Origin of the sequence: Paenibacillus sp. PL2-23 (assembly GCF_040834005.1) — a bacterium.
GTDB lineage: Bacteria > Bacillota > Bacilli > Paenibacillales > Paenibacillaceae > Pristimantibacillus.
This window is the reverse complement of record NZ_CP162129.1, coordinates 1,396,054-1,413,166: the sequence shown is the minus strand read 5'-3', so window position 1 is coordinate 1,413,166 and position 17,113 is coordinate 1,396,054. Positions and strand designations below refer to the sequence as shown.

Sequence of the window (17,113 nt, the reverse complement as noted above, 5' to 3'; positions counted from 1 at the left end):
GGCTTGTTTGTTTATATAGGACTCCATATCGGGTTCAAGGGAGCGCCACTCCGAAATTCGAATCCCGTTTGCACGTTGATGGATATATCGGTAATAGCCTTTCGGATCTGCTTTATAACTGACTTGAACGAAGTCCCCGTAAGGTCTTTGGCCTCCGCAAGCGGAACAGATTACTGGCATTCTTAATCGATCCCTTCAATCAAAATCTTCAGCAGCATTTTGGCTCCAGGTTTGAATAATTCAATATTTCCTTTACCTGGGAGCTGCACGCAGCTAGGACATCCTTCAGCACAAGGGCAGCTCTCAATAAGCTCAAGCGCTTTTCGAAGTACTTGCGGAAGTTTCACGTAAATCGCTTCTATGGTACCGAGGCCGGACCCATTCTCGCCATAGAAGCCGATAACAGATCTATTCGCAAAAGCCGTCATCCCGCTCGCCGAAAAACCTGTAAAGTCATTCGCGTCACAAATAATGAGGTCTGGAATAACCGAAGTCATAGCGTGACCTGCAGCGTGAAGTGAGCCTTCGGCCAACAAATCAAGGGATCTGCCTTCATTTACCCACTCCAGGATGTTATTTTTCAAGTGGCCCCATTGGGAATCCGTTAATGTAACCCACATTCCTTCGGGAGTAAATCGGGTGACGGACGGATGATCCAATTGAACCTGCTCCGATTCATGCTTCTGTCCGAAGTAAACTTTTTTATAACCGAAGACGCTCCGCTTGATCTCCAGTTCACCATAGGCCATATCGATTCCTTCGATATTTTGCTTCTGGTAAGTCTGCATAATATCGATGGCATCACGATAAGTAGATTGGGTGTAATAGGTTAGTTCTTGAATGGGCAATAGAATGATTTCGCCTTTTCTGCGATTGATAGAGTCTACTCGATAGCCTTTTTCTCCAGGAGTCCAATAGATCGCTCCTTCATGGAAGTCACGAAGAGCACTCCATTCATCCAGACCGTCAACGATCGTTTGATCCTGTCCACGAATAGTGACGCTGTAGTTTTGCCCGGAGATGGACCGAAGGCTAAACTTTTTATCAACGACTTCCTCTTGATTCGCTGATGCGGCAACTTGGAGAACAGTCTCGATATAGTCTTCAACTAATCCAGGGAACATGTTCTGCAAGTCTTCCTTCGTGACTTCTCTCCCGAGCTCTTCTCTCAGTAGAGGAATATGCAAAGCCAACAACTTGTAATTTGTTGGATTAATTCGAACTACCTCCGGAGCCTTGTGAATAAACTCCAGTGGGTTTCGCATGTAATACTGCTGAAGCGGTTCGTCCTGCAGGATCAAGACAGCGACTCCCTCGCCTTTGCGGCCTACGCGCCCAATCTGTTGGGAGAATGCCGCTTTCGATCCGGGATAACCAACAAGAACGGCGAGACTCAGATCACCGATATCAATCCCGACTTCAAGGGCATTGGTCGTAATAATGACATGAATATCGTGGGACTTGAGCCGCTCAATAATTCGTTTCCGGGTATCATTCGGTAGGATTCCAGTATAAAAAGCAGCGAGTTTCTCTCCGTCCACTTTCTCCTTAGGTAGTCGGAGAGGCTGGCGCAATACGTCTTTGATATAACGGGTAAATACCATCGTCTGGCTGCGAGAAGGCTGAAAAATAATGCTCTTAATCACCTTCTGATCCACAGTCATAATTTGTTTCGCCATCGTAATCGCATCGGTAGAAGGCGCGCGGCGGACTTGTTCGTCGGCAGACATGCCAGGATTCCAGAGGACGATTCCCTTCTTCTGATGGGCGGAACCATCTGTATTAATGAGGGTAAAGCCTCTTAGCCCCGTAAGATCCTCTGCTAATCTAGCAGGGTTCTCAATCGTTGCTGAGCTCGTGATAATCTGGATTTTGTGTGCATTACCAAGCTCTCGGCAAACCTTAAGCAGGCGTCTGAGTACTAATGCGACATGACTTCCGAATGTGCCGCGGTACATATGCATCTCATCAAGCACAATAAATTTGAGATTCCGCAGATAATTTCGAATGTGGTGCGCGGTCGCATACTTCACCTTCTGAACTTGCCCGAGAATGGAGTAATGAATCATATCCGGATTCGTCATCCATACCTGTGCTTTTTCCATGATTCGCTGCCGCGGCCCATTCTCGGTATCCCCATCCAGCCGACCAATATGAATCAGACGATCTCCCAAATGCAACTGGGTCTCAAACCACTCATCCAGGGAAGAAGGATTCTCCGTCAGTTGCAAGCCAAAACGCCTAATTTGATCCAACTGATCATTTGCTAGCGCTTTTGTTGGAAATATGTATAATGCACGTTCTTCGGGATGGTTATATAAACGACTCAGAATCGGCAGGTTATAGGACAACGTCTTTCCGGATGATGTTGAAGTGACCAAGACAACATTAGAACCAGAATGGACTGCATCGGCCGTTTCTGCTTGGTGTGAATATAACTGCTTAATTCCCATTCGATGCAAGGCGTCCTTAATGGGCTCCGGTGTAGATTCAGGAATATCTGCAAAAGTTGCTTCTTTGGCAGGAAGTGTATGTACATAAATCTCAGCGGCCTCTTCCTCGGCCAACTTCTTCAGCTTATCCAGTACATCTTCTGATGAAAAGTCATGACTTACGACGCCAGGAATTCGGTTATCCTCACATAGTGCAAATTCTTCTTTCTCTAGAGGAACGATAGCAAAACAAGACGGACAGTAAATTCCTTCTGCGAATCCTCGGAGGTTTTCAATTACGGGAGTCCAGTCTGAGCATTTAATCCCGGTTGGCGAATATTCAAGTAATCGTTGCTCCCCAACTTGGCTGATTTTATTAGAAATTTGAATTGCCTTTAGCATATTGGTGCATTCCGAGCATTTCAGAAATGCCATACCTGATCCCTCCATCGTTAATAGCTGCTGATTAAATTAAAACATAATGATTAGACAATAGGTTGTCATCGAATATACGTTCTTATGGGGAAAATCCCTTTACTGATAATTCGACAATATAGGCATTAAGTCCTTGTTTATGTAAATTCGCACAAAAAAAGACGACCACTATGATCGTCTTTCGTGATTTCTCATTTTTTTTCTTATCATCTGAATGTGTCTTGCCTTCACTACATTAACTCGCTCATCAGGACCAAATATTCGTTCGGCCCTATCCACATAACTAAGGAAGTTCCTATTTTTTAAATCCTTGCTATCCTCATGCTCATGATATCCAAATTTTCGATAGAGGCGTATGCTTTTAATGATTACTTTTGTTTTTGGATCATCTTTGCTTCTCAGAATCTTCTTTATATTTCGATTCAACTTATTATAATACTTCGAAATGGTCTTATCCCTAATAGTTACAGCATTCCCATCGAAAGAAAAACCTAAGTAATCAATTTTCTTTTTTCCTGTCATACATAATAAAGCATCGCGGATTTCAAATGATTCTATGTTGCCTATACTGCATTCAAAAAGTTGGGTTTTATCAGGCTCCAACACCAGTGACGGTGTTGCATATATGATTGACATCAAGAAGGCAAGTTCTTGTTCCAATGGTAACGCCTTATCTTTCGGAAGGATAACAATAAAATCATCGCTATACCTCATATACATTCCATCTTTGGAAGTAACATATGAATTTATCTTAGCATCGAACTCAAGCATGTATATATTTGACAACACAGCACTTATTGCTGATCCTTGAGGAATGCCGAACGATTTTTTATTTGGAGTAACCATGTCCTTCTTTAAGGCCTTAAATTTACTCCAAGGTATCGCCAAATCTTGTTTGTTTAGTCGCTTAATTCCAGAAAGATTTATCAAATGCCCATTTTCTTTCAAAAGGTCGGATAATTCCCATGTTGAATATTTAGTGATGTTTTTAAATACCGCATAATAATCGTTAGGAAGCTTGTCTTTTTGAAGCAGCTCACACATTCGCTTTTTTAAGTACTGATGGTCAAGGCTGTCGAAAAAGCTTTTAAAGTCCCCGATGACGACATAGCATTCTTTAAGTTCTATTATTTTGTCAAAAGCCTGTTTAGCAAAATGAATATTATTCATGTGCAGATTGTTGCGATACGCAATCGAGCATTGGTCAAGACCGTCAATAGTTACTCTTTTATTATATTCTTCATTTAATAGATAAGCGTAGTACTGATAGATATACCGATCCATGTGTGCGGAATAACAAATTTCACGGTTTTTGGTAGTCTTACCTTTGGATTTACTATACTTCGTAATTTTCAATGTATGGTGGATAAAAGGAAGAAATCCATGAGTTTTTATTTTTAGTGGATCAGAGATATAATCCCATGCTTCATTTATGGTTATTTTTCTATCGAAATGGGCATAGCCTCGGAATTTCACCTTTTTCTTCCACTCATCCACAGTCATATATTCCCCCATAAAGTGCAATACCTGCCAACACGGGGGGTAGCATCCCTAAGTTGGCAGGTATGATGTAATTGTATTGCAGCCACCCGTACATTACGCATGAACAACTATGCTATGATAGTTGAGGAGGCGTGTTCAATGTGGAGTGCTTGTTGGTTGATGTGTGAGTTTGTGTCCACCTGTGAACTTTGTCAATGTGTCATGTGCGTGCTTCTGCTCGCCAGACCCTTGACTTCAATCTCCAACCCTTACAGCAATCTGTAAGGCAAAATCATATTATCATAGTTTCATAGATTTGGCAAACAAAAATTCGACAAAAATTTTGATATTTCGTTCATTCAACCCCTAATGCCTTAAACACAGCATCTTCCGCACTCTGGTAGAAGATAATATTGAAGCAGCCAATCAATTCAGACGGGACAGTTCCAAGATCAACTGCTGATGTAATTGGAATCAAAACTTTTTTTGCTCCACTGTCCAAGCAAACCTGTAATGTGTTAGCAAGTTCTTCAACTTTCATGATCGTGCCACCGATACTTAAGTCACCCAACACTACGGAGGAACTTAGAGCAGGTTTATTCAAGGCTACCGAACATATAGCTACTACAGCAGGTAAAGTCAGGTACTTGGTTATGCCAATACCGTTCATGTCCTGGATGTGCATGAGGTAATCTTTTGTGGTCGTACTAATCGATCCACTAATATTTTTACCATTCGCTTTTAAGTACCGATACGCCGTATCAACAGCTTCCCTAGCTTCACGATCCGAACCAAGACCGGTTTTCTCAAATTTTCCGGTACCCGAGGTCATTTGCATCTCTAATTTGTAGACCCCAATCATACCAGACTTTCCATGCGATACCGTGTAAATATGACCGGGCTTGCCCATTCCCTCCGGAATTAGCTTCCCACCGCCCTGCTCTGGAACTGGAACAAATTCCTCGTTGAAAGTTTCTTGATCGATATACGAAAAATTCACATCATAAAATTCCATGCCGCCGATCTTTTTCAACTGCTCTTTTACTCTTCGACGCATTTCCAAGGCGAACCTCAGAATTTCCTCAACGTTCTCTTTGGTGAATTGCCCGTTGGGGTAAATCAATTTGGTTAATCCTGACACCGTTCTTCTTACCGCGATTACATCTCTCTGGTTCAGATTATTGCCCAACTTAAAAAATTTCTCAAATGCATCTCCGTAGGAGATTTTACGAAGCTCACGCATGATCTCCGCAAAATAGTCCGTAATAAAACCGTAATCATTCGTAAAATATTCAGGTCGATATTTCGGTATTTCCCAACCAGGGATATAGCAATGCATGCGATCAAGGAATGCAGAATCGTTAGCCATTGCATCTGGGAACGGATCAAACAAGTGTGACGTCTTTAAGACTACGTCAACACTTTGATTAATGTTGCCAACGAATGTCATGGAAGCATATGCATTCTTCTCTTCCTTGCCTCTTGCGAAAGAACCAGAAGCCATATAATCTTTCATGATTTGTACGCCGTCTTGATCTTTAAACTTGATACCGGCCACTTCATCGAACGCTACACAATCCCACAAACCAACGAGGCCCACCATTTTGCTGCCCATGTTGTAGAATAAATTGGCTACTGTAGTCTGACCACCGGAGACAAGTATACTATTGGGGCTAATTTCTTTATAAATATGGGATTTCCCCGTTCCTCTCGGCCCCAGTTCGCACAGGTTGTAGTTATTTTCTATAAGTGGAATCAATCTGGCCAAATGCAACCATTTCAACCGTTTAGTAAATTGAGAGGGTTCCATCCCTGTGCTTCTTAAAACAAGATCAATCCATTCATCGTCTGTAAAATGGGCTCTTGCTTGCTTGACTTCCTCGATATCCAAACTCGGCATCTGTATGGGTGTCAGCTTGCGGATAATGAACGGGCAGCGATTTTTGTCGGCTTCATCATAAAAATATTCCAGTTGGACAATACACCAAATACCCCCGCAGAGAAGTCGCTCATAGTCGGAAACGTATGTTTCTGCAATAGGAACCCCTTTAATTCCAAGATTGGAAAATTCCGATTCGTAGATATCATTCTTATAATTTAATTTGACAGAAACCTTATCAATTACAGTATAGCTGCCACGTTCGCGCAGCTTGGAAATAATCTTCTGCGATTCATCCGGACGTACATAGTTTTCGGCCAAGATTTGTTTTACATTAACGACCCCGGCTTCAATCTCCTCTTCATCCATGGATGAACAATACATCCCGAGCAAATATTCCAAGACATAGACCGGAACGTTAGCTCCTTCTTTGATTCTCTTGGTCAGGTCCTTCCTGACAATTTTCCCAGAGAACCAGGTTTTCAACTTTTCTATCATTTCCGATTGGCCATCCGTCCCATGCTGAACGTCGTCGATCACAAACTCACCACCTATACATTGAATCCAAAGTCATTTGCAAAAGCAATATCCATAACTATCTCATGGCGAAGGACTTCCAAATCATTTGTTTCATCAAATGCAACAAGATAATATCGTTTCGACTTATCGTATTGTTTATTTTTAAAATTAAAGCGGAGGCGGAACATTCGTTTTTGCGGGTCAGCATCTTTCTTATCTGCAATATAAATGTTCTCGTTAGAAATCTTCTCGTTGTCTTCGGATATGAATAAAATCTTGAAACTTGTTCCCTTCAGGACATCACTAATCGGGTCGTTCTGAATGAAATCAAGGGTTGTAATCAAGTTCGTAATTTTCTGAACCATACTGATCAGCGCAATCTGGACGGTTCTCGTCTCTTTATGCCCTTTTTCCGTTTTAATATCCAGCACTGGAATAATCATTTCCTGCGGGGATGACCCGCCATGTACATAGTTCTGACCACCGCCAGCTACCTTGAACACGTTAGAACTGATCGGGAATGATACCACTTTGGTATCATTATTTCCAAGAATTCGGCTTAATGGCAAAAAAGCAATACCATCCCCCAGAATTGATTGATCGGATACAATAAAACGCCGGTTAACAAACGATCCTTTCTCGGAAATATTCGCGATCTTATCGCTTTCCTGCAGCTTGTCGCGCTTATAGATAAACCCGTGATCCGCAGTTACGATATAATGAGTAGCACTTACATGGTCTGTGAGCTGACGAATCAGATCGTGGATTTCATTTATTGATTCCTCACAAGCAGTAAAAACCTCGTTCTCAGTATTGGCTTTATCGCCGCGGGCATCAATTTGATTATGATAAATATAGATGACGTCCATCCCGACAAATAACTGGCGGATCGCATCCCTCTTCATCGATTTGAGGTCGTCATATTGAATGCAGCGGCTATTTGGATTATAGCGTTGCAACACAACTTCACGTTGTTTTAGATCATCACAAGATGCCCCATCCACCAGTACGCGGTAATCATCTGTCATTTCTATTGTTTTGTGCGGAAGGAGTGCCGCCATTCCAAGCCGCGTATACGATGGCAATACACCAAGCATGGATTCAAATTTCACAGTACATTTCTCATCATCCTGTAATCTCGCAAACAGCGAACGGCCCGTCTCATAACGCATAGCATCGGATATAATGATGACTACACGTTCTTTGCTGTTGCGAACATATCGAGAGTAGAAATCCCTCTGTAACGGCAATATCGTCATAGATTCATCGCAATCAATAACCGCGTTCCACTTTGAAATGATTTCAGCCAAATATTCATTGGTATAGATGTTCTCAATCAGATCACGCAATCGCTCAAATGCAACGTTGTCCTTGAGTTTGTCGAAATAGGTGTAGAAATATCGATAATGTGTATCCATAAGGTAGTCAGTCTCGCAGTATTGACTGACAATGCCTTTGAAATCATCGGGGCAGTGATAATTAGCCTGTAATATCAGAAAATAGGCGTGTTCCACTAGATGATACTGTTCTTTGTAGATATCTTCAAAATGCCGCTTTCTCCGTTCTTGGCAGATCAGTGGGATGGTCATTCCTTTCAGTTGAGCACCGGTATCCTCAGCCAAGAGCCGATCCACAATCCATTGAATGATCATCCGATCGATAAACGCAAATGCATCGCAGCGCAACATATCTTCGACGTTTACGGATTCCAAGGTAGAAGCGGCATTCAATCCCGTGGCCACAATCTCTGATAATTCGTTATATCTATCACGGTAGAGCAAACTATTCATCAGGTTGTCCAAGAAAGCTATAATATTGCCGGACTTATAAGAAACAAAGCTTTTCCAAGCCTTAGGAAGTTCGGTATCGATATAACGATCCGTGTAGGTAACGAACATGGTAACGACCAGCTTCTCAAGCGTCGGATTGGAATCCGTATAACCAAAATAGTCCTCACAAAGTCGCCAGTAAGCGGGAAGAAGATCATACTTTTCAAAATCTGCAAGAAATTTGTTGCCCTGCAAGCTGCTATCTGTTAAGACGACACGAACAACTTCCTCGAAGGAAGCTGTTCGTGTTTTGCAAAGTACGCTCATCAGAGCAATTTCAATGGTGTCTTTAGTGAAATTTTCAATTTCTAAATCATAAAACCTTTGAGTCCGGTCTTTTGCCCCAAAGAATTTAATGTATTTCTGGATGAGCGGTTTATACTTCTCATCAATTCCGAGGTCAACAGATAACAGAGAAGCACGATCGGCAAAAAATTCTTTGGAATACTTGATGGTATCAGCCAGATGATTATCCCGAACGTGCGGTTTGGGGAACGGTGCATAAATCAAATAATTCGTTGTTCGATCCAACCGTTCCAGAAAGTACTTGGTATAAAACTGGTTGTCGGGCTCCAAACGATACAGTTTAGCATTATTTAATTCGAGAGTATGAACGTCTTCGGTAAATTCAGCTTTATCGTCATACCAGAATACCAGTTTGCGGGTTTCGCCAGTGAACTCGGCACTCAGCTTGTCGGCAATTTGTTTCAAATTTAGTTCAGCCATACGACCCGCTCCTTCCCATCATGATTAAATCTTCGCCAGCACATCCAGCTTCTTGCCGTCTGTTCCCGTCTGCACTTTATCGTAATTGACTTTCACACCATCGTCCAGATCAATCGGTATGCGTGTAAGCGCTAGATGTGCAATCTTTTCGTCATATTCTTTGGTTTCCTTCAACTGCCGGGTCAGCTTTTCTTTCCGCTTCGTTGCCGCGGCAATTTCTCGCGCATTATTACTGTTGTTAATGGTGTCCTGCATCCGCGCGATCTCGTTCTCGTAGACACGCTGCATCCGGTGAAGATAGTCAATCCGCAAGTTGCCGATGGTATCCCCGTTATAACGATGCATGTAGATCAAAGCCTTGAAGCCATCCTCTTTTCCACTGTCAAAGAACCAGTAGATTGGACGCTTTTGGTAAACTTTGCAATGGTCTTTAAAGAAGTCCTTTAGAAAATAATTCCGAATCACTTCTCTTGAAGTATTGCCTTTGTTTCCAAGAGCTTTGGCGATGAAGTCAAGATTTTCTTCGAGCGTATTTGAGCCAAATGATTTTTTCAAGAAAGCACAGAACAAGCCGACAATATCATCCTCGAAATATTCTTCGTCGGTAATTGGGATGATATTATCTTGGTCTGGAATGAAATTACTGTATTTGCTATCATCCCATTCGCCACCAGCATAGGCCAACCCTTCGACATCAAGACTGTAACGGCCAAACATACAGCCGACGGCATAGGAAATGAAGGAGCGAACATCACGACCTAAGTCGGCTTTTCGGATTGTGACATCTTTGTCCTCAATTTCTGGTGTCAACTCATTCTGCAATCCATAGATTTCGATGAAGATTCGATTGAGTTCTTCTTCTTTAGATTTTAACTTATAAAATTGAAATTTGGTAAATTTCTCCCATGTATTATAAACATCTACGAGGAGATTGCTGCTTGTACTATGAACCATAAAAGGATGCCGCAAAAAATCCCAACTTGTTTCAAAAGAGTCCCATTCTAACGTAGAAATTGCAATACATTCATGAGTGATTTGGGTAATTATCTCGTATTTATCGTTTACTATAAATGGTAGACTACCAACAATATTAACCTCGAAATTCATAGTTGAACTTAAAACTCTAAGTAAATATTCTGCGGTTTTAGAATTTAGGAATGCTAACAAAGGTAACCTATTTTTTTCATTGATATTACAAACACCCGAACCACCACTTCCAAATAATGCGAAATTCATATGTCTGCAGGAAAATTTACTACTGCTAATCGCCGTAAATGTTAGTCCTGGTTTGAGAATATATTCTAAATTATAATTATGTGACCTGACTCTCCCAGTCGCCTCGTCTTTAAAATTTCTAATATTATATCCGTCATTCTCCCAATCAACAATAAATTCCATGTTCCCGGACCATTTTCTAAATGGCCCCCCCTTACAATATGGGAACCATTTACTTCCACTTTCCTGTGCAGTATCTCTCGAATCTGCTCCAAAATTGATTGCAGTAAAAGGGACTTCATACCAAAGCCGCATGAACAAATCATTATTGGCTGTTGCCATTCCAATTCTTGTTTCGGATACGGTCTCAACCTTTTGCTTTGCTTCAAAGTCTTGAATGATAATTTCACTTGCCCAGTAGGCTATAGGCATACCAGGAATTTTTGAAAAGTTATTCGCATTTGCTTTAAAGTAATAACCGCATTTATGATTATTAAGGGCTTCTAACACTTTCTGACGTTGTACCTCCATACCACCTTTGAATTCAGAAAGTTTGATGTATACTCCTGGCAGATCTTCTCTTGCATTTTTCAGAACAAAAGTACAAATGGGTACAGTAGCTTCTTCAAAAGCTGAATACTCCATCTGAATTAGACTGGATATATACTTTTCTTTGATAATGAATTTTCTCAACTTTTCATAGGTTTTAATATACATCCAAACATATGGAGACATAAATGCTGAATATCCATTTACTTTACAGTAATCGAAATTTCGGTAAATAAAAATAGAAAACAAGTCTCCCGAGTAATTCTTAAAGTTTGTATTTACATATTCCTTAAGTTTTTTATCCATCTTATTGAGATACGGTGGATTAGTTGCTACTACATCATACTTTTGTGCCATTAAAGCTGCAATCTCCACTAACTTGTGCAGCTGCTTCTGTGTAATGTCCAAACCAGTACTATCAAGAGTCATCTGACCACTGAAATTTACATTATCAGCAAACTGATTTAGTAACTCCCAGTTTAGGTTATCGATCTGTAAAATCGAACCATATTCTTTAGCATTCCTAAAATTACTCAATAAATATTCGATTTGATTCAGGACAATATCCCGATCAGAATTACTCATATTCCAACCAAAATACTCTAAATGTTCGCGATTTACCCCAATACTTTCTTGAATTTCATAAACATGACATACTATCTCACCATTTAGGATTTTGCGGTTATACTGTCTTGCTTTCATTATTACAGCGAAATATGCTAGCTGATAGGCACGGTTATCTATATCCAGCCCGTACAAATTATTTTCAATTATCTTCTTTGCTGCTTCTCTTTGAGTGTATCCACACTCTTCATAGATTGCCATCAATACATCAAAAGCATAAACAAGAATATGGCCGCTTCCCATACAAGGGTCAAACACTTTCAAATCTTCGGGAGAGACCTTCTGGCTTACTGATATGATTGTATCACTCACTAGGTATTTCAACTTATTTTTCAAAGTGCTTTCAGGATGCCTTTCAATCCAGTATTTACCTAGAGAGTTATCTATCATATAACGAACAACCCAGTCTGTGGTAAATAACTGAGTGGCCGCTGGAATATCTTCTTTTTTAACTGTTCCTTTGTTTATATTAATGACCTGGTCTTTTCTCTCATCATTATAATATTGATACAGCCACCCAATGATTTCAACCTGTCCCTCTTTTTCCACATTGAAATCATCTTCCGGAATATCGTGTACCAATCGATACACAACACCATCCTTATCCGTAAAGGACACATTCATCAACAATTCTGTATAGTCATTCGTTTTCTGAAACAGTTCAGGCAAAACTGCATTCAGTGCATTACACTGTTTAATAAATAGCATCCTGAACAGTTCGTCCAACTTATTTTCATTCTTTAACTGAATAATTCTATCTTTTTCGTCAGGCGTATAATCCAAATCAGCATCAAAAGGGGATGTCACCAAGTCCGGTTCAATCTTGGAACTGCTCGCCGAAGATAAAACCCTGCTTCTTGAAGGCAAATAATCGTTCACTTCCATAAAACGCACCGCAATGAGACGGTTAAACCAGGTATAGGCAACCTCTTCAATGACGCTATGATAAGCCGTTTTATAGTTAGACTGCTTTTCTTTATTTTGTATAGTATCAACCAGATGTTTGCGTTGCTCAATTTCAACTCCAGTGATGGAATAAGGCTCCTTAGCACCGATGTCAAAGAATTGAACATCTTTCGTAGATTGTGGGAGGGGATTTTTAATCCCCTTCTCCGTAACCCCCATTAGTCCTGCCTTATATGTGATCTCTGCGATGAGCTTCTTTCTTGCCAATATGGCAAAGTTTTTAATTGCGGTCTTATTCATCTGTAATGTCTCCCTTAAAACTCGATATTAATGATCGTGTCTGCATCCAACTCTTTCAGGATTCGCTCCTTAAGGGCGGCAATATATTTTTCAACGTCTTGCGGGGTTTCAATCTGCCAAGAGGCGGCAAGGTTCACACTCTTAATGCTAATGTTCTTTCTCTTCTTAATCTTCGGCTGAGGCATAGGCTCTGGATTCACAGTGTTGTTTTGATTATATTTTTCACTTTCCTCTTTAACCTTGTCGCGCGCAATTTGCTCGTCTATTCTGGATAATTCATTCAACAGCCGTACTTTCAACGCATCAGCTTCCACTTTAATATTCTGCATTGTCGCGACATTATTGCATGTCCTCGCCTTTTCCGTGATTTCAAGGAAAAGTTGATGGAAGCGACTAGAATATTGGTCCTTGTACCCCTTCGTATCTAATACATCAAATACTCGTTTTCGGGCATCCTCTATCGCCGCGATCACTGGAGCTTCCATATCCTGCAGTAACTGGGCGTAAAGCTCGGTAAATTCATCCAATAAAGCAGGCAATTTAGGAATCTCACTATAAGGAGATTCTTTTTTCAAGATCGCTTTTATTTCATTAACAACTTGTTCGACTTTTTCTTCTACGATAAAGGTCTTACTTTCCTCGTAAATTTTCATTAAGTTCAGAGCTTTTTCAAATACCTTCTTTTGCTCTCCATCAAAGAATAATTTGACCGGTTCGTAGTCTTCAGAAAAGTCAAGGTAATCGTCCCGATCTGCATGAAGCTTCTTGAAAAATTCCGTCGGAGACTGAATCTGAAGAATGGCACGAAGCAAGTTTTTTCCGGAAGCGACAACCTTCTGTCCAGGGAACGACTTTGCTTGATACATAATTTCATATTTATCCAGCTCATTCAAAATGTCCTTGCTGTATTTCTGGAAACTTTGCATCATCGCATCATCATCGTCATTGGCGCTGGAGGTGCCGAATAATTCCTTCATGACTTCGCGAACAGCTTTCTTTTGGCCGTCAGATGCTTTCTCTCTTCGCTCTGTCAACAGCCTCTCAACAAATTCTCTCTTGGTGACGTAGTTGATAATTTCTTCCTGCGATTTATTCAGCAAGGTGACACTGGTTCCATTCACGGTAAATGAGATATCGCCGTTCTTGAAAAGTTTGGCGACGAGCCATTCCACATCATCCTCCAAGAAACCATAAGGTGCCTTCATAAAACGATCCATCAAACTCTTCATGGATGTTTTCGTGTGCATGGAAGAATTATTTGAAATAAAACTGAGCATATCGTTGAACGCATGGATGTTCGGTTCGGCAGTGCCCTCCAAGGAAAGAGTGATCTGGTTTTCATTCTTGAACAAGGCGCGAATATTGCCTTCACTCATGGGAGTGTCAATATACGTCAGTTTATGATAAACGATCGAAACGAGGCGTCCAAGTGCATCATTCATCCTTGCTGTGATGTCTTTCGATGCTATCTGGGCTTTGTCCCCATTCACATAAATATCAGCACTCTTCAAGGATTCGCTCAAGAATAACTTGGCGTTTCCATTTCTCTCACGCATCTCCACACGCTTGGCTTCCTTGATTTGTTCGAATTTGGTCAATGTGCTGGAAGTATTCAAGCGCAGATATTTTTCAATTTTGAGAGCATTCCTGATTTCATCTAGAAAGGCGGAATCATTGGGGAGTACGACAAGAATTTCTCTTCCCTGCCCCGAAATCATACGCAAGGTTGTCTCATCGGTACTATAATCACTGCTCGGAGTGAGTACCCGTATTCCGATGTCGTGGCTCTGATTCGATTTATACGGCCGGTCATCCACGAATCGATTGAAAGCAAAATTATATCTGCCATTAAAGGCCGGATAACGATATTTGTCGCCTTTGAAAATATCATCATAGATGAGTTCCGATACTTTACTGATAACCTCCGCCATCTCCACATTCTGGCTGTCAATTTCACGGTTTATCTCTTGTTCTTCATTGGTCAAGAACACGTAGATATCGCCATTCTTCTGGATTAATGTTTGATTGGCAAGAATTTTCAATGCTTCTTCTACTTGTTGTTTCAATTCCATTCTGTCAGTATCTATATCCGCGATCATCAAACTGGTAATATTATCGATGTTGGCTTTAATTTCTTTCACGTACTTGATCATAAACAACGTTTTCAGTACATTTACCGCGAAGCAGTCGTCCTTTCTGTCGAGGTTAATATAATCGTTATCCATTGCGCGGCTGATGACGCCTTTATGACTATGGTCCAAGAATTGATGCAGCGCATCGTAGAACATATTAAAAGGGATTAACGTACCTTCCGGACGATCCATCAGTTTTACCGCCGATTCCTTAAACAAAGCAATCATGGATCGCTCGCCTTCAGCCAGATGCTTGCCCGAAGCCCCGTGAGTTCTGATGGAAGTCAGGACGCTCCCTAGCAAATTAAATTGATAAGGCACAAAAGGATAAACGGCTGCAAAGTCGCGGTCGTCTGCATATAGCTTCTTTTCGATGCCGTCATTAAAGACAATCAAGTTCTTGATAATGGTAGCTTTCTGCTCATACAGTAATCTTAGCGTCTGCTGCGCTGTCATGTTTTTATCCAGAATTCTCTTCTTGATTACCTCATCAACATTGGCTGAGGAAAGAGATAGGCGGGTATCGAACCGTCCCTGGATCTTGGAGAAGTCGTTCCCCTTCGTCTTGGTAATGGAATCAATATCTTGTTGGCTAGTAACGACAATCCAAATCTTACCATTGCAGGCCGTTCCCAGATCCTCGGTTACCGTTTGCAAATTCAGCATCAGCTTGGAGTCATCCCCTATGTACTGACCAATCTCATCCACGAGGAATACAATGTGGCGATTATTCCCTTTCCGATCGATGTATTCTTTCACCAGACGCGCAAAATGTTCAATGCTAATGGAGTACGGCTCCGATGCTTTCTCGCACCAGTTACGAGCCGCGGCTTCGCTCATAAATCCCATTTCGGCCAATACTTCCACTATGCTGTCTTGAATAAAATCAAACTTGTGCCGCGATTCTTCCCACGGCTTGCCGAAATTCACTTGAAAGAGGTTCTTAAATTCTTCATAGCGGTCTACCTCAACAAGTTGCCTTTCCAAATCTGCCAGAAATGGAATGGAACCGCAAAACCCTTGCATTTCATTAAATACTTTAAGAAAAACGGACACAATGGCATCCTTGGAATGCTTTCCGGTCATTTCACTCTTGGAATCAATATTGAACAGAACGACATCCGTAGGAACACTAGCAGCAAGTTTCATGTCTGCCAGCACCATGGAGTCAACGATTTTGTTATCTTCTATGAAGTAATCCAGTGCTCTCTTACCTTGCACTTCTTTATTGTCTAGTAAATACGATAGAATTTTCAGAAAGTGGGATTTACCGCTACCGAAGAAGCCAGAAATCCACACACCCATTTTGTCAGTGTATCCGTTAATCCCCTTCTTATAACTTGAGAAGAAATCCGCAAAGTGCTTTTGCAGTTCCTTTGTCACCACGTATTCTTCAAGTTCTTGCTTAATATTTTCTTCATCGGCTTGACCAACTTTGATAACACCTTTAATATCCCGATCGATTTCTCTAACGAACATATCTTTGATCTTCATATCATCAGCTCCCTAATCAACAAGCCTGAATGCTCTGTAGTAATTATCGTCTTTGACTTCCGAAAACAGGATTAATTCCTGCCCATCATACTTCCCCGGGTAAAACATAACCACCGGCACATGATCAATGGCCTGATGCAGATTATTCAACACCTTATGTGACCGTAGCAATGGATAGCATTTTCCAATTCCGGTTAAGAAGACCACAGCTTCCTTCGGGGTGCGTTCTTTAATATATTGAACGATCAGACTGGCATCATCATTGATCTGCAGAAGGTTTCCGACTGATTTTACGATGCGTTCAAGTCCTTTTTTCTTCTCGAACATAAAACATTGCTCCATAAAACCTTCTTGCTCCAAAATATCAATGATGATATCGTAAAGATCAAAGACCATCAGCTCGAAACCATCGGCTGTTTTTGAATTTTTGGTTTTCATGTACTCAATTCGATCTCTGACTACAAGTTCTTTTTCCGCCGGGTAATCAAAAACATAGTAACCGACTTCATTGCCGAGCCCTTTATTTTGCCGGAAACTTGGCATTCGGATCATTCGTTCCGCTAAATCTAATCTTTCTTCCAAGCTGGCCAT

At 41.2% G+C, this 17,113-nt stretch carries 7 protein-coding genes; all 7 read right to left on the bottom strand.

Going from position 1 to position 17,113, the window contains the following annotated elements:
- Window positions 1–182: 182 nt before the first annotated feature.
- Window positions 183–2,867: a DEAD/DEAH box helicase gene (locus tag AB1S56_RS05990; RefSeq protein ID WP_340871171.1), complete on the bottom strand. Its 2,685-nt coding sequence runs from the start codon at window positions 2,865–2,867 to the stop codon at window positions 183–185.
- Between the two features lie 168 nt (window positions 2,868–3,035).
- The gene (locus AB1S56_RS05985; RefSeq protein ID WP_340871168.1) at window positions 3,036–4,364 is read right to left on the bottom strand and encodes a reverse transcriptase/maturase family protein; all 1,329 of its coding nucleotides are present in this window, start codon (window positions 4,362–4,364) and stop codon (window positions 3,036–3,038) included.
- Window positions 4,365–4,704: 340 nt separating this feature from the next.
- A complete protein-coding gene (gene brxL / locus AB1S56_RS05980; protein WP_340871184.1) occupies window positions 4,705–6,726 on the bottom strand; it encodes a protease Lon-related BREX system protein BrxL in 2,022 nt (673 codons plus the stop codon).
- Window positions 6,727–6,779: 53 nt separating this feature from the next.
- Window positions 6,780–9,302 carry a BREX-1 system phosphatase PglZ type A gene (gene pglZ / locus AB1S56_RS05975; RefSeq protein WP_340871167.1) on the bottom strand — a complete coding sequence of 841 codons (2,523 nt, stop codon included), beginning with the start codon at window positions 9,300–9,302 and terminating at the stop codon, window positions 6,780–6,782.
- Window positions 9,303–9,326: 24 nt separating this feature from the next.
- Entirely contained in the window at window positions 9,327–12,896 is a 3,570-nt protein-coding gene (pglX, locus tag AB1S56_RS05970; protein WP_340871166.1) for a BREX-1 system adenine-specific DNA-methyltransferase PglX, read from the bottom strand.
- 14 nt (window positions 12,897–12,910) lie between these two features.
- Window positions 12,911–16,522: a BREX system P-loop protein BrxC gene (gene brxC, locus AB1S56_RS05965; RefSeq protein ID WP_340871164.1), complete on the bottom strand. Its 3,612-nt coding sequence runs from the start codon at window positions 16,520–16,522 to the stop codon at window positions 12,911–12,913.
- A gap of 12 nt (window positions 16,523–16,534) precedes the next feature.
- On the bottom strand, window positions 16,535–17,113 hold the full coding sequence (locus tag AB1S56_RS05960; RefSeq protein WP_340871163.1) for a DUF1788 domain-containing protein: 579 nt from the start codon (window positions 17,111–17,113) through the stop codon (window positions 16,535–16,537).